At 49.1% G+C, this 18,901-nt stretch carries 14 protein-coding genes and 2 tRNA genes; 6 read left to right on the plus strand and 10 right to left on the minus strand.

What is annotated here, in order from left to right:
- The first annotated feature begins 6 nt into the window (after positions 1 to 6).
- Together cobT and ldtA are read left to right on the plus strand one after the other, a co-directional pair.
- Positions 7 to 1,071, plus strand: coding sequence for a nicotinate-nucleotide--dimethylbenzimidazole phosphoribosyltransferase (gene cobT, locus JM656_RS08540; RefSeq protein ID WP_203360794.1), 1,065 nt, complete (start codon positions 7 to 9; stop codon positions 1,069 to 1,071).
- A 154-nt stretch (positions 1,072 to 1,225) separates the two neighbouring features.
- Positions 1,226 to 2,155 (plus strand): L,D-transpeptidase, encoded by a 930-nt coding sequence (ldtA, locus tag JM656_RS08545; RefSeq protein ID WP_203361247.1) that lies wholly within the window; start codon positions 1,226 to 1,228, stop codon positions 2,153 to 2,155.
- Between the two features lie 155 nt (positions 2,156 to 2,310).
- Here the strand turns inward: ldtA and JM656_RS08550 are convergent, their stop codons facing one another.
- The gene (locus JM656_RS08550; protein ID WP_203360795.1) at positions 2,311 to 3,864 is read right to left on the minus strand and encodes a PRD domain-containing protein; all 1,554 of its coding nucleotides are present in this window, start codon (positions 3,862 to 3,864) and stop codon (positions 2,311 to 2,313) included.
- Between the two features lie 218 nt (positions 3,865 to 4,082).
- Here JM656_RS08550 and JM656_RS08555 point away from each other — a divergent pair, with 218 nt between their 5' ends.
- The 3 genes from JM656_RS08555 (at position 4,083) to JM656_RS08565 (ending at position 7,813) form a co-directional block, all read left to right on the plus strand.
- Positions 4,083 to 5,639, plus strand: coding sequence for a PTS transporter subunit EIIC (locus tag JM656_RS08555; RefSeq protein ID WP_192612651.1), 1,557 nt, complete (start codon positions 4,083 to 4,085; stop codon positions 5,637 to 5,639).
- A 17-nt stretch (positions 5,640 to 5,656) separates the two neighbouring features.
- On the plus strand, positions 5,657 to 7,015 hold the full coding sequence (locus JM656_RS08560; protein ID WP_203360796.1) for an adenylosuccinate lyase family protein: 1,359 nt from the start codon (positions 5,657 to 5,659) through the stop codon (positions 7,013 to 7,015).
- 93 nt (positions 7,016 to 7,108) lie between these two features.
- Positions 7,109 to 7,813 (plus strand): oligogalacturonate-specific porin KdgM family protein, encoded by a 705-nt coding sequence (locus tag JM656_RS08565; RefSeq protein WP_203360797.1) that lies wholly within the window; start codon positions 7,109 to 7,111, stop codon positions 7,811 to 7,813.
- A 142-nt stretch (positions 7,814 to 7,955) separates the two neighbouring features.
- On the opposite strand, the gene JM656_RS08570 is transcribed toward JM656_RS08565, so the two are convergent.
- The 3 genes from JM656_RS08570 to JM656_RS22500 all read right to left on the minus strand — a co-directional run bounded on the left by JM656_RS08570 (position 7,956) and on the right by JM656_RS22500 (position 9,771).
- Positions 7,956 to 8,031 (minus strand) — tRNA-Asn (locus JM656_RS08570).
- 99 nt (positions 8,032 to 8,130) lie between these two features.
- On the minus strand, positions 8,131 to 9,585 hold the full coding sequence (locus JM656_RS08575) for an EmmdR/YeeO family multidrug/toxin efflux MATE transporter (RefSeq protein ID WP_203360798.1): 1,455 nt from the start codon (positions 9,583 to 9,585) through the stop codon (positions 8,131 to 8,133).
- 96 nt (positions 9,586 to 9,681) lie between these two features.
- Positions 9,682 to 9,771 carry a DUF5951 family protein gene (locus JM656_RS22500; protein WP_370552326.1) on the minus strand — a complete coding sequence of 30 codons (90 nt, stop codon included), beginning with the start codon at positions 9,769 to 9,771 and terminating at the stop codon, positions 9,682 to 9,684.
- Between the two features lie 6 nt (positions 9,772 to 9,777).
- On the opposite strand from JM656_RS22500, the gene JM656_RS08580 reads away from it, so the two are divergent.
- Positions 9,778 to 9,853, plus strand: a tRNA-Asn gene (locus tag JM656_RS08580).
- 50 nt (positions 9,854 to 9,903) lie between these two features.
- Here JM656_RS08580 and JM656_RS08585 read toward each other — a convergent pair.
- The 6 genes from JM656_RS08585 to alsB all read right to left on the minus strand — a co-directional run bounded on the left by JM656_RS08585 (position 9,904) and on the right by alsB (position 18,894).
- Positions 9,904 to 11,682 carry an aminopeptidase P family protein gene (locus tag JM656_RS08585; RefSeq protein ID WP_203360799.1) on the minus strand — a complete coding sequence of 593 codons (1,779 nt, stop codon included), beginning with the start codon at positions 11,680 to 11,682 and terminating at the stop codon, positions 9,904 to 9,906.
- A gap of 15 nt (positions 11,683 to 11,697) precedes the next feature.
- Positions 11,698 to 13,152, minus strand: a complete 1,455-nt coding sequence (locus tag JM656_RS08590; protein WP_203360800.1) for an AMP nucleosidase — start codon at positions 13,150 to 13,152, stop codon at positions 11,698 to 11,700.
- A 143-nt stretch (positions 13,153 to 13,295) separates the two neighbouring features.
- Entirely contained in the window at positions 13,296 to 14,792 is a 1,497-nt protein-coding gene (locus JM656_RS08595) for a C69 family dipeptidase (protein WP_203360801.1), read from the minus strand.
- 550 nt (positions 14,793 to 15,342) lie between these two features.
- Entirely contained in the window at positions 15,343 to 16,332 is a 990-nt protein-coding gene (alsC, locus tag JM656_RS08600; RefSeq protein ID WP_203360802.1) for a D-allose ABC transporter permease, read from the minus strand.
- A gap of 26 nt (positions 16,333 to 16,358) precedes the next feature.
- Complete coding sequence (locus tag JM656_RS08605; RefSeq protein WP_203360803.1) at positions 16,359 to 17,870, minus strand: sugar ABC transporter ATP-binding protein; 1,512 nt, start codon at positions 17,868 to 17,870, stop codon at positions 16,359 to 16,361.
- A 76-nt stretch (positions 17,871 to 17,946) separates the two neighbouring features.
- Positions 17,947 to 18,894, minus strand: coding sequence for a D-allose transporter substrate-binding protein (gene alsB / locus JM656_RS08610; protein ID WP_203360804.1), 948 nt, complete (start codon positions 18,892 to 18,894; stop codon positions 17,947 to 17,949).
- Positions 18,895 to 18,901: the final 7 nt, after the last annotated feature.

Here is an 18,901-nt window from a genome sequence, read left to right on the forward strand (position 1 = left end):
ACCCTTATGCAGACTTTATCCTCAGTACTCCGTGCGATCCCACCGATTGACGGTGATGCGATGTCGCGTGCGCAGCAACATATTGACGGTTTGCTCAAGCCGCCAGGCAGTCTCGGTCGCCTGGAAGCGCTGGCTGTGCAACTGGCCGGAATGCCGGGTCTCAACGGCGTTCCTCACGTGGGTGAGAAAGCGATGTTGGTGATGTGCGCGGATCACGGCGTATGGGATGAAGGGGTTGCTGTCTCGCCTAAAGTGGTGACTGCGGTTCAGGCTGCGAATATGCTGCGGGGAACGACCGGCGTCTGTGTGCTGGCCGCACAGGCGGGCGCAAAGGTACATGTGGTCGATGTCGGGATTGACTGTGAGCCGATCCCTGGCGTCGTAAACATGCGCGTGGCGCGTGGCTGCGGCAATATCGCCACAGGGCCGGCAATGAGCCGCACGCAAACCGAAGAGTTACTGCTGGAAGTGATTCGGTATACCCAGGAACTGGCACAGAACGGCGTGACGTTGTTTGGTGTTGGGGAGTTGGGGATGGCGAATACCACCCCGGCTGCGGCAATCGTGAGCGTGCTGACCGGAAACGATGCTGAGGATGTAGTCGGGATTGGGGCCAATCTCCCGTTGTCTAAAGTGGGGAATAAAGTGGATGTGGTGCGTCGTGCCATTAGCGTGAATCAGCCTGACTCGCGTGACGGTATTGATGTGCTGGCCAAAGTGGGCGGATTTGATCTGGTTGGTATGGCTGGCGTGATGCTTGGCGCGGCGTCCTGCGGATTACCCGTACTGATGGATGGTTTCCTCTCTTATTCTGCGGCGCTGGCGGCTTGTCGGATTGCTCCTGAGATTAAGCCGTATTTGATACCTTCCCATTTTTCGGCGGAGAAAGGGGCGCGGATTGCGCTGGCGCATCTGGAACTGGACCCGTATCTGAATATGGGGATGCGACTGGGTGAGGGCAGTGGCGCAGCCCTGGCCATGCCGATCGTTGAGGCGGCCTGTGCGATGTACAGCAATATGGGGCATCTGGCAGACAGCAATATCGAACTGCCGGACGGTAAAGAAGCGTAGTCACTCCCTGCAACCCCCGCTTACAGGTGGGGGTTTCCTTTTTAAACCCGTTTATTGTTACACTCTTGCAAGTGAACAGTCCTTCGTTAACACCCATCGTATATCAAAAAGCTATAATTAACTGACACCTGCCGCGACTGAGGAAAGGGAAATGATGCCTCGTGTGAAATTGTTTTGCTCTCTGGTCATGCTATTGACCAGCCAGATCGCCATGGCGGTGACTTACCCGCTACCGCCTGACGGAAGTCGCCTGGTGGGCGCCCCGCTGACGATAATAGTACCGGATAAAAATACCCAACCGCTGGAGACATTTGCAGCTCAGTACGGTCTGGGATTGAGCAATATGCTGGAAGCGAACCCTGGAGTGGATGTCTATCTACCCAGGTCCGGGTCGACTCTCGTTATTCCGCAACAGCTCATTTTGCCCGCCACGGTCCGTGAGGGCATCGTGATTAACGTGGCGGAAATGCGTCTCTACTATTATCCGAGTGGGGGAAATACGGTTGAAATTCTGCCCATCGGCATTGGTCAGGCAGGGCGAGAAACCCCGCGCAACTGGGTGACATCGGTACAGCGTAAACAGGAAGCGCCGACATGGAGTCCAACCCCCAATACCCGACGTGAGTATGCCCGGAGAGGGGAGAGTCTGCCCGCGTTCGTTCCTGCGGGACCGGATAACCCGATGGGGTTGTATGCCATTTATATCGGTAAGCTGTACGCCATCCATGGCACGAACGCCAATTTTGGCATTGGCCTGCGTGTAAGTCAGGGCTGTATCCGCTTACGTAACGATGACATTAAGTATCTGTTCGACAACGTGCCGGTGGGTACGCGTGTGCAACTGATCGACCAGCCGGTGAAATACACCACAGAGCCGGACGGTAGCCGCTGGCTTGAAGTTCACGAGCCGCTGTCACGTAATCGCGCCGAATATGAATCTGACAGAAAAGTCCCGCTGCCGGTAACGCCTGCGCTACGCACCTTCATGACGAGCGGTGGCGTTGATGCCAGCCGGGTCAACCATGAACTGGAGCGTCGCTCCGGAATGCCGGTGAATATTAATGTCGGTTCCATCAATCAATAAATGATGCGCCTGAATAACGGCAGTAGCAGAAAAACAAATTACCGCCAGATGTTATGGCGGTAATAAATCAGACACTAGCATTGCTTTTCAGAAATCCCCAGGCCCTGTTTTTTAGTGATTATGGTTGGCCTCTAAAATTTAATCTGTCACGAGAATTAAGTAAAATAATTCATATAGTTCCGCTTAAGAAGTTCATGGATCTCCTCTCTCGACTTTCCTTCAATAGCATCTAAAAAATCGTGAGTGGACAGTTTTCTATTGAGATTGCTGGAGAAACCATGAGCGATAAAAACCCGGATGTCGTTATCCTTGAGGTGATAATTTACCTTAATATGGTCAACGTTCATCTCATTCAGCAACCATGAAATACGGTTTGAGAAGGTGACGACAATATCGGCATCTAAATCTTTTAGCCGTTCTTTTTCATGAATGTTAATCGATTCTTTTACATCGATATCCAGATGAAATTTGAGATGGCTGATAAAAAAGTCAATCTTTTCTACAGCAGAGTTTGTTACTATGATAACTGTTTTTCTGTTTCTACCCGATAACTTGCTGCTGTTGATATGTTTTTTTATTATCAGGGTTATTGTCGATAGCTGATTTTTATCAAGATTAAGTTGGTATGCCGATTCTAAAACCTGAATTGACTGCTGAACAATATGAAAAAGGTTGGGATAGTGTTTCTCCGTACTTGATAGATTGTTATCAAATAGGCTGTAACCAAGAATACTGCGCAAAATGCATTTCTGAATATACTGATAAAGTTCATGCAGAAGCGCATCAGGGTAGATTATTGTAGTAATGATATTTTTACTCACGTCAGTAAAAAATGCTCTCAGAGTCGCGTACAGACGCAAATCGATGAGTGGCAGTTCCGTACTGTTTTGATCGAGTGAGTGGATAAAATAGTGCCTCAGTTGCTCTTCCGCACTGTATGCCTTGTGAGGACAAAGCGGCAGTAGTACGGGGATATCACAGGGAGTGACATGACTTTCAGGAGCACGGATCGCCTCTAGCAGCAGCCAGATATAGAGCAATTTTTTGCCGGGGTAGGAGAGCGCCAGTTGCTCATCGCGGATAACAGCATGAAACCTGTCCACCACCTCAGGTAAGGCTTGCGATTGTTGACTAAAACGGGAAAACATCAACCTTTCATAGACATCGTTAGCGGCGCGCCCGACCAGGGATGCCTCGTGATTCAGTTCGCAAATGGATGCAAGGATCTCCATAATAAGAATCCGCCAGGCTGTTTCATTACCCGTAATTCTTATCCCTTTACGACTGACAACTTCAGATTTCAAATCTCGTGCTGATAAATAATTTTCCAGTATTTTCAAATCTTTCTTTTTCGTCGTTAAGCTAATGCCAATCTCTTCATAGAGTCGGGATGTGTTTACCGTCGTATAAAGAAATGCGTAAAAGAGAATAAGTTTAATCCTCTCTTCAACGGATGAGTTATAGTCTTTGACTTTAAGATTTGATAAAAATGCAAGCAAATCAGCATAAGTGAGATCGCAGACAAAAGAGTCTGCATGAATGGTAATACGCTCTGTTTTAAGGTAATAATTAATGTTTGCGACGCTGCGTTTTAACGTGAGTAAGCTCTTTCCTGGAAAATGCTCAGGAATATCCGTAAATGCCAACTGTCCTTTATCTTGCATAAAGCTAAGAAAAGCAATGTCATACTGGTTAATGCTAATAATCACCTCCTTTTTATGCGCACAATCTCAGTTGGTTTAACCTTCATGTCAATATGTAGAAATTGATAGTGAGATGATGCTCACACATTCACTTTATCGTGTTTTCACGGAAACTTATTGTCGCAGCTTTATTACATCAAGTTACCTTGAATGTTGATGTGCCCGCAGATGACAATAGGGTCAAATAGTTAAAATTACTGATTAATTAAGACAGAGTATAGCCAATGAAGATGGACAAATTTAAAGACGGCATACAGCTATTTGGACGCTCACTATTATTGCCAATAGCGGTGATGGCACCGATTGGGATGATAATGGGTATCTGTGCTGCGCTGAGCCAGTCTTATATGATAAATAAGTTACCGTTCCTTGGTAACGATGTAATAAAAATGATACTGGAGAGTATGAGGGACATTACCGGGATCGTCTTTAACAATATCCCGTTATTGTTTGCCATGGGGGTTGCCTATGGGCTTTCCAAAAATGAGAAGGGTATTGCAGTATTCTCTGCGGTATTGGCTTACCTGACGCTCACCATCGTGATGAACGTCTGGCTAAAGGTGAATGGCGCGTTAGCCAAGGGCGACCTCTCTTCTGTAGGCCAGGGTCTGGTACTTGGCATACAAACGCTGAAGATTGAAGCGATGGGGGGGATTATTTCCGGGCTGGTGGCTGCAAAAGTGACCGACCGATTTTACCGGCTGCAGCTTCCTCTGGCTTTTGCTTTCTTCAGCGGTAAGAAGTCAGTCCCGATCATCACTTTCCTGTACATGATCCCTGTTGGGCTGCTGATTCCTTTCGTGTGGAGTGGGGTCACCACCGCGCTGACCAGCATCTCATTCATTATGATGAACGACACGTTTGGCGTCGGTGTGTACTGGTTTATTCACCGTACTCTGATCCCTTTCGGCCTCCATCATGTGCTGGCCTCGGTGCTGCGCTTTACCGAAGCAGGCGGGACCTACTTGATTAATGGGGAAACTTATACCGGTATTCTCAATGCCACCAATAAGATCCTCTTTGAGCTTGGCCCTAACGATCCGAGCTGGTCATTGATGCCTAAACTCACCGCTTACCTGGGCGCTGGTCAGATGCTCAATACGCTCTTCCGTGTTCCGGCTATTGGCCTGGCAATGTATCACGCCTCGTTTAAGGCTAACCGTCCTATTGCTAAAGGGATGATCCTGACCATCGTGTTGACCGCCTTCCTCGGCAACGTGACGGAACCGCTGGAGTTTTCATTCCTGTTTATCGCGCCAGGTCTGTTCTTTATCTACACCGTGCTATGTGGGGTGATGGCCATCCCTCTGGCGTTCCTTGATGTTTCCATTGGCTATATTCGTGGCACCATTTTTGACTTCGGCATCTTTGGACTGCTGTATGAAAACACCCACTGGGTCCAGCTCGTTATCCTGGGGGCGGTGAACTTTGTCGTCTTCTATGTGGTGTTCCGCTTTGCGATTGAAAAATTCAAAATCCAGACGCCGGGCCGTGAAGAAGAGATCAGAAACAATAACCTGTTGAAAGAAAAACGTTATCCGGAAATTGCCACTCTGGTATTAGAAGGACTTGGCGGGAGTGACAATATTAAGAATGTTGATAACTGCGTAACTCGCTTACGTATCGATTTAAAAGACCAGGGTAAGGTACAGACTGATACGCTAAAAAATGCAGGATCCTCAGGAATATTTATTCCTAAAAATAACCATATCCACGTTGTTTTCGGTCCACACGTCGAGTTTGTAAAGAACGCGATTGTCGATAAGATTGCTGGCAAATGATTAATAAGGAATAAATCGTGAGTGCTTTATACGATTCAAAAACAAAAACGATGGATGATCGCGGGATCAGAGCGTTATTAACCGAAGAAGAAAAATTCCGCTCCTGGCTGGATATTGAAGCCGCGCTGGCAAAAGCTCAGAGTGAAATAGGAATAATTCCGGCAGATGATGCCAAAAAAATCATCCAGTCGTGTCGTATTGAAAACATCGATATTAACACCGTTAATGAGTTGCAAAGAGAAATAGGGCATGGCTTTGTGCCCTTTCTCAAAATGCTGGTAAAAGCTTGTCCGGCGGATAGTGGAAAATTTGTTCACTATGGTGTTACCACACAAAATATTCAGCAGAGTGCGCAACTGCTGGTAATGAAGAAGGTACACGTTAAATTCAAAACGGTTATTGAAGAGATTCTGCTTAATCTTGCAGAGATCGCCACCCGTGAAGCGAATACCGTCATGCCAGGACGAACTCATGGCCGCCACGCTATTCCCATTACGTTTGGCTTTAAGGTTGCGGTATGGATCGATGAATTCCAGATGATGCTGGAACGCATGGAACAATGCGAAAAAAGGGTATTTCGCATCATGATGGGGGGAGCCGTAGGCGCCTTCAACTCAAGTGGTGAAGCTGGGCGGCAGGTACAAACTCGCATGGCTGAACTGCTGGGTATGTCTGAGATGCGCGTTCCTTCTCGCAATATCGCCAACCATAAAGTTGAGTATGTTCAGGTGCTTTCATTGCTGGCCAGTTGCTGCCACAAGATCGCCGAGGAAGTTTACAGTACGTCACTGGAAGAAATTGCTGAGCTGGGTGAAGGATTTACGACCGGAACGGTTGGCAGCAGCACGATGCCTCATAAGGTCAATCCAAAGCTTGCTAAAGGCATTATCGCTAACGCACAGAAACTGTACTCACTTTCTTCTGTCATGCTCAACTCTTCAAGTCGTCCCTACGAAGCAGACAGCTCTTCTTATATGTTACTGGAATCATCGTTACATGAAGCGCTGGCGTTAATGACAGAAATTATTTTACGCGCGGAGGAGCTCACCCGAACGCTGCATGTTAACCGGGAGCAGATGTGCCGCAATGCTGGTATTAATAGCGGTCTGGATAATAGCGAATTCATAATGATGAAGCTTGCTGCCGTTCTGGGAAAAGATAAGGCCCATGAAAAAATGTATTCACTGGCAATGCAGTCAATACATGAAAAATCCAGTTTTTCTAAACTGCTGTGTGAAGACCCTCAAATTTCAGGTTTATTTACAACGGATGAGATTTTGACATTTCTGGAACCTAATAACTATACAGGGCTGTCATCAACAATCGCCGAAGAAGTCGCAAAGTCCGTCAAGGAAGAGTTAACCCCACGGGGTTAATCGCCATCTGATAATAACGACAAATTGTGAATATAAAGTATGGGCAGAAATGCCCATACGACAGATTTCTTATGTTTAAAATATGGAGTGTTTATGAACAATTTTTTTAAATTGAGTACCCTGTCTATTATTATTCTCTCTTTTTCTGCTGGTGCGGTAACACTCGACTATCGGCATGAATATAAAGCCGACAGTAAAACTAATGCAGATCGCCTGAAACTGAGTCACACTACCAAGGATGGGTATTTTGCTAGTGTGGAAGGTAAACAGGCAGAAAGTACAAAAGTAACGTCTGATGGATTTAAAGAAGGCAATGGTGGTTACAGTGGCAATGGCAGCGAGTGGGAATTTGGGCGTAATTTTAAAATAACGGATAAATTAACCCTTGCTCCGGCTTTGAATCTGGATAATGGTGATACCTTTGTTGGCTATCGTGCGCAGATTAAAGCTATTTATAAAATTACTGATAGCTGGGTGACAACATTTCGCTGGCGTCCGGGGATTCAGGTTGATGAAAAATCATCAGTGGATAACAAAAATTATAACCAGTTCAACTGGGAGTTTGGCTACGTCAGCGATAAATTTACCGTAACGGGTGACTATGAATACCGCTTTACAAACTATGAGGACTACAAAGGGGATCATAATTACTGGTTGTATAATGTCGTCGCGACGTTACCGCTCAACAAAAACTGGACACCTTATACTGAAATAGGCGTGGTTCCTCGTTACAACACCAACCACGAAAAAGACGAAATGGAAATGCGCTACCGTCTTGGCATTAAATACAACTTCTAAATTAGCCATTCACCCGACATCAGTATTTGGTCGGGTGCGCAAACCTACCGTATCCGCCTACGCCGGGGATGAGGGTCATACTGGCGAATTAAGGCTGAATAAGAAAGCAAAAAGCCCGCTAAAAAGCGGGCTTTTCTAAATTTGGCTCCTCTGACTGGACTCGAACCAGTGACATACGGATTAACAGTCCGCCGTTCTACCGACTGAACTACAGAGGAATCGTGTGAACGGGGCGAATATTAGCGACGCCCATCGTCATTGTCAAAGCCTGAATGCACAAACTTGATCGTTTGCCGAAATTTTCCCCATTTCGCCGTTTATTCACACGCGTTCGGTTGTTTTACACACTTTTCATGCGTCGGGCGAGGGTATTTCCAGAGCCATCGTCCGGTCACCATACGCCAGTAAAAGAGAGCCGCACGGACTGCCCAGTCGAAGAACATCCCCATCCAGACACCCACTACGCCCCAGCCAAGAACAATCCCCAACGTGTAACCTGCGACGACACGGCATCCCCACATCCCCAACATCGAAACCCACATGGCATACCGGGCGTCACGTGCGCCCTTAAATCCGGCAGGTAAAACCCAGGATGCCGCCCAGATAGGCATAAATGCTGCGTTCAGCCAAATCAGGATCACCACTACATCTTTTACATCCTGATCGTGGGTATAAAACGATGCCATTATTCCGGCAAAGGGCGCGCTCAACCACGCGATTGCCGTTAATCCGATGGTGGAAAGCCAGAACACATGGCGTAGCTGAATTTCCGCCTGCGCCATTTGACCATTACCCAGTCGTCTGCCCGTAATAATGGTTGATGCCGACCCTAGGGCGTTTCCCGGCAGGTTTATCAGCGCAGCAATCGAGAACGCAATAAAGTTACCGGCGATGACACTGGTGCCCATCCCCGCAACGAACATTTGCGTTAGCAGTTTTCCGCTATTGAACAGAACCGATTCAATACTTGCCGGAATGCCAATGCCCATCACTTCCCAGATAATGGCGAAATTTAGCGGCTTAAAGTAGCTTTTTAGCGTGATACGCAATGCCGGGTTAAACCCAATCATCAGTACCCAGATGATGGCGACAGCGCCAATATAGCGGGAGATGGTCAACCCCAGTCCGGCCCCCTCAAATCCCAACCCCTGCCATGAAAAAATCCCGTAAATCAAAATACTGCTGATAATGATATTCAGGATATTCATGCCACCATTGATGAGTAACGGGATTTTGGTATTACCCGCCCCGCGTAACGCGCCACTACCAATCAGCGCGATCGCGGCCGCAGGATAACTGATGACCGTCAGTTCCAGATAGGTCAGCGCCAGGGCTTTCACGTCTGGGGTGGCTTCTCCAGCCACAATATCAATGATCTGCTCACCGAAATAATGAATTACAGCCGCCAGCACGATGGCAAAAAGCGTCATGATCACCAGCGATTGCCTCGCTGCGGCTCTGGCACGTCGCCGATCGCGTTTACCCAAGCTAAATGCCACCACGACCGTAGTCCCCAGATCGATAGCGGCAAAAAACGCCATGATGACCATGTTGAAGCTATCGGCAAGCCCGACGCCCGCCATAGCCTCTTTGCCCAGCCAACTGACCAGGAAGGTACTTAATACCCCCATTAACAGGACACAGGTGTTTTCAAGAAAAATAGGAACAGCGAGCGGGGTGATTTCACGCCAGAAAAGAACTTTATAACTCTTGCGTTTGGCATACCAGGGTGTGCGGGATACAGCCCGGCGTAATGCGGCGGAGACGTTCAAAGTGGACCTTAAAGAGAAAGTTGAAACTTCATTTCAAATGATGAGGGAGAAACAGAAAAGCTGCAAAGTTTTTTCCAGGAAAAATGTCTGCAATTGCTACAAATTGTTGAGAGAAACGGCAAATGAACCGTTATGGGGGAAATGGGGTTTGACAAAAAAAATTTCGCCGCTAAGATATGCCTCCACACCGATTCCTCTGTAGTTCAGTCGGTAGAACGGCGGACTGTTAATCCGTATGTCACTGGTTCGAGTCCAGTCAGAGGAGCCAGATTTAGAAAAGCCCGCTTTTTAGCGGGCTTTTTGCTTTCTTATTCAGGCTTAATTCGCCTGTACCCGAATGGGGGCCGTTGCGGCAAACAGCCACGGACGCGCCTCGCTGTTCACCAGCGGAGACAACGTTTCTCTGACCTGCTGATGGTAGTCATCGATCCATTGTTTCTCTGCGTCACTCAACAGATGTAACTCCACCAGATTCAGGTCGATGGGCACCAGCGTCAGCGTGGAGAACTTACAGAATCCAGAGCGGCTTTCTACGATCTCAACCTGATTTTCAATACGGATACCGTATTGTCCTGCGAGGTAATAACCCGGCTCAATGGTCATGATATTGCCTGCGGTCAACGGCCACGGATTCACTTTTTTAGCCAGACGGTGAGGCTGCTCGTGGATCAAAAGCTGATGACCGACACCGTGACCGGTTCCGTGATCGTAGTCGAGGCCGAGTTCCCAAAGCGCCCGACGGGCGAACGCATCAAGCTGGTGACCCTGACTTCCGCTGGGGAAATGCAGGGTGATCAGTGACAGGAAGCCCTTCAGTACCGCAGTGTAATGCAGTTTCCGCTGCGCATTCTGAGGCCCAAACGCCAGCGTACGGGTGGTATCGGTGGTTCCATTGTGATACTGGCCGCCGGAATCGTTCAGGTACATCGCTTGTGATGTGATCGGCGTATTGGTTTGTTCACTCGAGTGATAATGGCACATGGCGGCGTTGCTTGCGGAGGCCGAAATCGTGCCAAAACTTTGTTCAATAAACCCTGGTTGCTGTTGACGATAGAACAGCTGTTTTGCCTGGGCCTCCAGTTCGGTCACGGGATTGCCCGCTGCTTCGCGCAGGGGAACCTCATGCGCCAGCCATGCCAGAAAATTAACCCAGGCGGCGCCATCCTGCTCGTGGCATTCCCGGTAACCGGCCAGCTCTGTTTCGTTTTTATTCGCTTTGATAAAGGTAATGGGATCGGGCGACCAAATGACTTCGCCGCCGTGCTGTTCAATGGCAAAACGTAGCGCAACCGGTGCGTAATCTTTATCGACCAGAACGCGTTTCCCTGTGGCGAGTTGTTGGCAACGAGACAGGAAATTCTCCTGCGCTGAGAGCGTCAACGTCTCCAGCAATGTCTCCGGTAATGCTGTGGTTTTTCGGCTATCGACGAACCACTCCAGTTCACCCGTGCGGTGCAGCAGAGCAAAAGAGAAAGGCACCGGCACCATATTCAGGTCTGAGCCGCGCACATTCAGCAGCCAGGCAATGTTGTCCGGCAAGGTGATAGCGAGAAGATCAGCCTGATGTTTATCCAGAGCTTCAATAATCCGCGCGCGTTTTTGCGTGCTGCTTTCTCCGCTGATTTCAATCGGCATTTCTCGAATGAGTCCACAAGGTGGCGCGGGACGGTCGTGCCATACGGTGTCGAAAGGGTCACTCTCTAGGGCGACCAGTTCACAGTGCGTCGCAGAGAGGGCTTCAAACTGGCTGTTAGCCATCAGTAAAGGCTCGAACGCGATACGTGCGCCTGCCGGAACATGTGTCTGTAGATAGTCTGCCAGCGGTTCATCGTGCAAATGATGAATCTCAAAATCGTTGAGATCGACTTCGGCGCGTACCTGTACCTGGTATCGCCCGTCGACGAAGATTAACGCCCGGTCGCGGAGCACCAGCGCCAGCCCGGCGGAACCGCTAAACCCGGTCAACCAGGCCAGTTTATTGTCGTGCGGGGTACAATCTTCGCTCTGATGAGCGTCGGCGCGCGGGACAATCATGCCATCCAGCCCTTGCGTTATCAGTAAGCTGCGCAGAGCGGAAAGGGGAGTTGAATTTTGCATAGATACCTTCTGACCTTAACGGAACGGCGGTTCGTTGAACGTACGTAATTTACGGGAATGCAGACGATCGCCTTCTGCGCGTAGCAGGTCGATCGCCCGGATACCAATCTGCAGGTGCTCGGAAATGGCACCCTCATAAAAACGGTTAGCCTGGCCCGGAAGTTTGATTTCTCCGTGCAGCGGCTTATCGGAAACACACAGCAGCGTGCCGTAGGGAACGCGGAAACGGTAGCCCTGCGCAGCAATGGTGGCGCTTTCCATATCAATCGCCACGGCGCGACTCAGGTTGAAGCGCAATGCTGAGGCCGAATAACGTAACTCCCAGTTTCGGTCATCTGTGGTAACCACGGTTCCGGTGCGCAGGCGTTGTTTAACCTCTTCGCCCGGCATTCCACTGACCTGTTTGGTGGCGTCATAGAGCGCGCGCTGTACTTCGGCAATGCTGGGGATTGGGATATCGGGCGGCAGTACGGCGTCCAGTACGTGATCGTCGCGCAAATAGGCGTGAGCCAGCACGTAATCGCCAATGGACTGGCTTTCACGTAATCCACCACAGTGGCCGATCATGAGCCAGACATCCGGGCGCAGGACGGCCAGATGGTCGCAAATCGTTTTGGCGTTTGAAGGGCCGACACCGATGTTCACCAGCGTAATGCCCTGGCCGTCAGCGGTGATCAGATGCCAGGCGGGCATTTGATGTTTTTTCCAGGCCAAATCGGAAATGGCTTCTTCCGGCGCTTCTGTTTCTGCGGTGATCCAGATCCCTCCTGCACAAGACAGGGCGATGTAAGGGCTGTCCGGATCCAGAATTTGGCTGCATCCCCAGCGCACAAATTCATCCACGTAACGGGTGTAGTTGGTAAACAACACGAAGGGCTGAAAATGTTCAACCGGCGTGCCGGTATAGTGGCGCAGGCGCGCCAGCGAGAAATCGACACGGCGAGCATCGAAATGCGACAGAGGAGAGAATTCTGCCGGATGATAGATGCCATCGGCCGTTTCATCACCAATCTGTGCCAGTTCAGTGGTTGGGAAATGGCGCGTGAGTCCGGCGCTCATTGAACGATCAAGCGTCAACGCGGAGCCGTCAATGACATAAGGATAGGGGATTTCATGGTGCGACGGTTCGACACAGATATGCGCGCCGTAGTCCTGATAGACAAGCGTGAGCTGTTCCAGCAGATAAGCGCGAAACAGCTCGGGGCGCGTTACGGTGGTGGTGTAGCATCCCGCATGGGTAAAACGCCCAAAAGCGCGCGTTTTGGGGGGATTAGTGGCGGTGCCATCCCAGCTTACTGAGAGGGAAGGGTAGACGAAAAGCCCATTATTTCTTGCGTCGGCATCGGGTAGCGTACTGTTTTCAATATAGTGAGAGATGGCTTCCCGTAGTGCATTTACTGACCGATCATATAACTCATTAAGGCGTTCCAGCGCCTGTTCGGGTGTCAGACCTTTACCCTGATTCTCCATATTATTCTCCTTATGCGTTCACAGGTTGCCCATACCATTCGATAGTATGTCAGCGAATTGTGAAACAAAAGGGGGCGATGAACGTGGGGTGAAAAAGCCGGAGGGCATCCGGCTTTGGTGGGTTACAGTGTTACTGTTTTCCGTTAGTCTTTTTTGGCGGCATTAGCAAAGAAGATACCGGACTGAATATCCTTGGTGCGTAGGGTGAAAAGCTGGTTTGTTAGCGACTCAGTCAGATTCTCGGCGTCAGCCATTACGCGTAAATTAAAGTCATTCAGCATTTTATTTGCGGCATCTTTATTGGTTTTTGCCATTTTCAGATACTCGGCTTCGACCTCTTTCTGTTCTTTCGCGACCTTATCTTCCCAGTCTTTGTACGCACGTTTAACGATAGGGGCGAGTTTCGGATAATCCGTCATCGTCAGCGTCTGTAATTTACGATATTTCCAGTAAATTGACTGACTGTCGGCTTTATCTGTACCGATGCTGTAGTTGGCAGGATAGGCTTTTAATCCACTGTAGTAGGGGACAAATGCGGTGAGATCGGCCATGCCGAGGCCAATATAACTGACTTCGCCGATTTCCTTCGGCAGCCACGGACGGACCTGCATAACGTGCGCTTCATAGGTACGGAAAACGCTTACCGGACGCCAGGGTTCTTTACCATTCAGACCTTTTGAATAGGGGTCATGTTCGGTGCCTTCGTAATGATCGCGCAGGACGGCTTTAACGTCATCCAGCGTCATTTTTTTCTCAGGCGTGGCGAAAACCGGGAATTGTCTACCGGCGGCGACATCCTGCTTCAGTGACGGTGTAAATTGCTTCTGAATAGTCCAGACGCGCGGGTCGTTATACGTCCGGTCACGTTCATCATCACGGGTATAAGCTTTGGAGAAATTAAATGCCCCGTCGCGTTTCTGGTCATAAAGACCTTTTTCCGTGGCAAATTCAATCAGGGTTTTGGACCCCATAAAATTAGGATCTTTTGCATCATAAGCTTGTAAACGACCCTGATTGCCTGACGCAAAATATTGCCCGGAAGGAAGACGCTGCGCCATCCACTGATGTCCGGTGGCGGTTTCCAGATACCAGACTTCATTATCATCGACGACGGCCACACCAAAACCTTCACCGGCGCCTACGGTTTCAATAATATGACCCAGCAATGCGATGGCTTCCCGTGCGGTTTTTGTCTGGGAAAGGAGAACGTCTGGAATATCGTCTTCCGTAATGCCGACATCTTCGACATAGGGATCAAATGCCAGTGCTTTTGGTGAGGCAAAAATAGATTCTGTACCACTCACACCGACACCTGCTTCGTTAAAGCCCGTTGCGCCGTGTAACTGAGTTTTCCAGTTAGGGACAGTGGTATAACGTAAGGAGTCCTTCGGTAATGGCCAGGTGAAATTATTCGCGCCGTTATGCGCTTTGGTACTGTACACCCCGGTTTGATTTTTTTTCGCCGGATGAATCAGGAAATGCTGGGCTTTCATTGCGTCACTGTCTGCACTACGGGCAACCATCATGGAGCCATCCGCAGACGCTTCATTTCCGACCAACAGTGTTGTACAGGCAAAACCCGATGAAACTACCGCTACGTTTATTGATAGTGCAATAAGGCACTTTTTAAAAGTCGACATGCTCAATCCCTCTTGGTTCCGTTATCAATAGACCGGAAACACACTGCTTCCTTAAGCGCGATGACGCTTCGACTGACTCCGCGTCGTTCGCCAGAGAGATAAATGCGTCTGCCCGCATTTTCTCCAAATATCTGCCCGCGCATCTCAGTCTTTTGGACAAAATAACCGGTCCGTTTCGCTTAATTATCACGCAGGGGATATTGAGGTATTCAGGATGTTACCCAAACAGAGTCGAAGAATAGCAATGACGTAAAGATGATTTCAGTGACGTATATCTCAATGCCGGGCAGCTAAAAAGAACGGAATGTCTATCTGGAGACATTAATGTGGTTATTGGAAAACAAAATGAAATGAACGAAAGCTGGCGTATCCGGGGGAATTTTGCGATACCAGAGGATGACTTTCACGCAGTGTCATTTTTCTGGATTAGCGCTCACCCCCGGGTTGCTGAAATTCACTCAGTGAGTAGGCGTAGCCTGGGAAGGTATATTCTAAAAATGATGAGTCAGAGTTAGAGATACTTCTAACTCTGACATACAAAGAACTTCGCTTATTTACTGTCGTGGCTACTGATCAGCTTATCAATCGTCACCGCTACGATAATCAATGCTCCCATAACGATCTGTTGATAGTAGGTTTGTACATTCATCAGGTTAAGAATATTGCTGATCACACCGATAATTAGCCCACCTACCACGACACCAAAGACCCGTCCACGACCACCAAAGAAGCTGGTACCACCAATAATGGCCGAGGCAATAGCAAAAGTCTCGAACCCGACACCCGCATTAGGCTCCGCTGCGGCGGTACGGGCAACCGTAATAACTCCTGATATTCCCGCACAAATACCGGAAATCATAAATACCACCAGGGTATGGTACTTAATATTAATTCCTGAAAACCATGCAGCCTGGGCGTTACCGCCGATAGCATATATATTACGACCAAGTTTAGTATGACGGGTAATAAACCACAGAATGACGGCCATAAGTAAAGCAATGATTACCGGTACCGGGATCGAAAGTACGGTTCCGGCAATTACGTCGCCGAACGCCGGATCAAAACCGAATACCGAACGTGCATCGGAGATAATCAGCGTCAGTCCACGGTACACTGCAACAGTGCCAAGCGTGATAATAAATGGATGCAATCCGGTCATATTAACAAGGAAACCGTTGATGAGTCCCAGCAGCGCGCCAAGCATCACCCCGCCGACGATAATTGCTATCCAGAATGGACAACCCGCCATCATCATTTGTGCGGTCACCATCCCGGTCAGCGCCAGAATCGAACCGACCGACAGATCAATCCCCGCGATCAGAATGGTAAAAAAAACGCCGCAGGCCAGCAAAACCATGACTGAACTTTGCAACAGGATCTGAATTAAGTTATCGCTGGTCAGGAAATATTCTGGTGAGAGCATGCCAGAAATAGCGAACAAGCAGATCAATACGCCGACGATGCCATACTCCTGCCACAGAGTGGAGAAATTACGCGACGGTTTTTTCACTGCTGGCATAATTGCATTAGTCTTATTCATAGGTTACTCCGTCATCAAAATTTCGATCAACACACCGTGGCGGCATGCATAATTTTTTCTTCTGTGGCATCCCGGTTGTCCATAAAGGTCACAATCTGCCCATGGCGATAAACAGCGATGCGGTCACAGACAGACAACAGTTCTGGCAATTCGGATGAAACGACAATAATTCCGCAGCCGCTGCGGGCTAAATCGCGAAGAATGGTATAGATCTCAGCCTTTGCCCCTATATCAATACCGCGTGTTGGTTCATCAAAAATAAACAGATCGCTTTTTGCCGCCAACCATTTGGCAATGATGGCTTTCTGCTGGTTGCCGCCAGAAAGTTGTGTAATAGCCTGTTTTGAGGAGGTGCAACGGATATTCAGCGCTGTTTTATAGTGTTCCCCCATTTTATTTTCAGCCTGGTAATCCAGACGTTCCAGTGACAGTGCTCGCCGTGCTGCTTTAATGAATGGCAGAATCGAGATATTTTCCGCAACACTAAAATTGTGGAAAAAACCGGTACGGCGGCGATCTTCTGTGACAAATGCAATTCCAGCACGGATGGCATCAGTAGGATTGTTTATATTCAGTGGCTCATTATTTAACGTCAGTTGACCGTGACTTTTAGGGCGCACACCGAAAATCGTTTCCATGAGTTCGCTGCGTCCTGCTCCCATCAGTCCGGCAAAGCCGAGAATTTCACCCCGATAAAGTTCAAACGAGACGTTATTGACACAACCATCTCTGGATGACAACGCGTTAACGTCAAACACAATGTCATTTTTATTGATGTTTTGCGTATCGGGACGGGCATGACTTAACTCACGGCCTACCATGCGGGCGACCAGCGTTTCGATGGGCGTCGTTTTCGCATCCCAGGTGCCAACATAGCAGCCATCTTTCAATACTGAGACGCGATCGCCGATAACGGGGATCTCTTTCAACTTGTGGGAGATGTATACAATGCCAATGCCCGACCGGCGAAGATCGTTAATAATAGCGAACAGTCGCGCCACTTCCTCATCATTCAGCGATGACGTGGGTTCATCCATAATAATAACGCGCGGTTCTTCCACCAGGGCTTTGGCGATTTCGACCTGCTGTTTTTCCGAGATAGAGAGCGCACTGACCAGCGTTTGCGGTGGCGGTGTCAGACCAACGCGCGCCATCACTTTGCTGGCCTTTTCCCGCATCAAGGCGTGATCAACTACGGAGACGCCGAGCACTTTTTTGGTGGGGATACTGCCCACAAACAGATTTTCTTCAATAGAGAGATGATCAATAACCGACAGTTCCTGGTATATCAGTCTGATGCCAAACTCTCGCGACTGGGCTGGCGTCAATGCGTCCCAGGATTGTTCGCCAAGTAAAATTTTGCCGGACGTTGGGGCGTAAATGCCTGACAGAACCTTCATCAGCGTCGATTTTCCAGCGCCATTTTCCCCTAACAAGACATGCACTTCGCCAGCTTCAATGTCAAACGTGACATCTTTAAGTGCGACGGTCCCGGAAAACTTTTTCACTACATTCTTCACCGCGACGAGCCGGGTCATAATCTACCTCATTGAAAAAGTGGGCATCACCATAGCGGAGTAACGGCACAACCCCGTGAGGGTTGTGCCGCTGACATTACTCGTCCACTCTGCCGTTTTTGGTCACGATATAGGTATCCACTGGCACGAACTTCGGCTCAGCGTTTGGATCCATCGGTGGTTTGGTGGCAATAGCGTCAAGCAACATATCCAGCCCTGCTGCGCCGATAGCTTGCGGGTTCTGGGCGATTGATGCAGTCAATTCACCACGTTTAATCGAGTCACGCGCCTCGGGCGAGGCATCGGTTCCCACAACCATCACTTTGTCGAGTTTCCCGGCATTTTTTACTGCCTGAACAACGCCCAGCGACATCACATCATTAGCGGAATAGATCGCGCGAACATCCGGATAGCGCTGCAAAATATTTGCTGTGACGTCCATCGCTTTCACGCGATCCCAGTCTCCGGGTTGGCTGGTGACGATAGTGACTTTCGGGCCGGTTTTGAGGCCGTTGCTCACACCTGTTTTACGGGTTTCACTGGCAAAATAACCCGGTTTTCCTTCGATAATCGCGACTTTTCCACCTTCCTCGCCAAGTTGCTTAACGATGTATTTGCCCGCTTTTTCACCCAGTAACACGTTATCAGTACCGGTATAACCAACAATGCTGCCCCCTACGGAGCGTAACTGTGGAATATCAACCTTCTCATCAATATTGACGACGTAGATACCTTTCTTGTTGGCTTTGGCAATCGCGCGCACCAGACTGACTGGTGAGATCGGGGCGAGGGCGATCCCTTTGTAGTTTTTGTTTACTGCATCTTCGAGCAGACGTTGCTGACCCTGCGGATCGGCATCGCTGACAGGTGCAAAGAAATCGACGGTGACACCACGTTTTTGGGCCTCTTCCTCAACGCCTTGCTTTATTGAAAGGAAAAATGGATCTGACAGGGATTTCAGGATAACCGCAACATCAGCAGCCATAGCGGACTGCGACATAAGCGATAACAGTACGCAAGAGAGAGCAACGTTACGTAATTTCATGGTGCAT

Origin of the sequence: Citrobacter sp. R56 (genome assembly GCF_016811995.1) — a bacterium.
Taxonomy (GTDB): domain Bacteria; phylum Pseudomonadota; class Gammaproteobacteria; order Enterobacterales; family Enterobacteriaceae; genus Citrobacter_D; species Citrobacter_D enshiensis.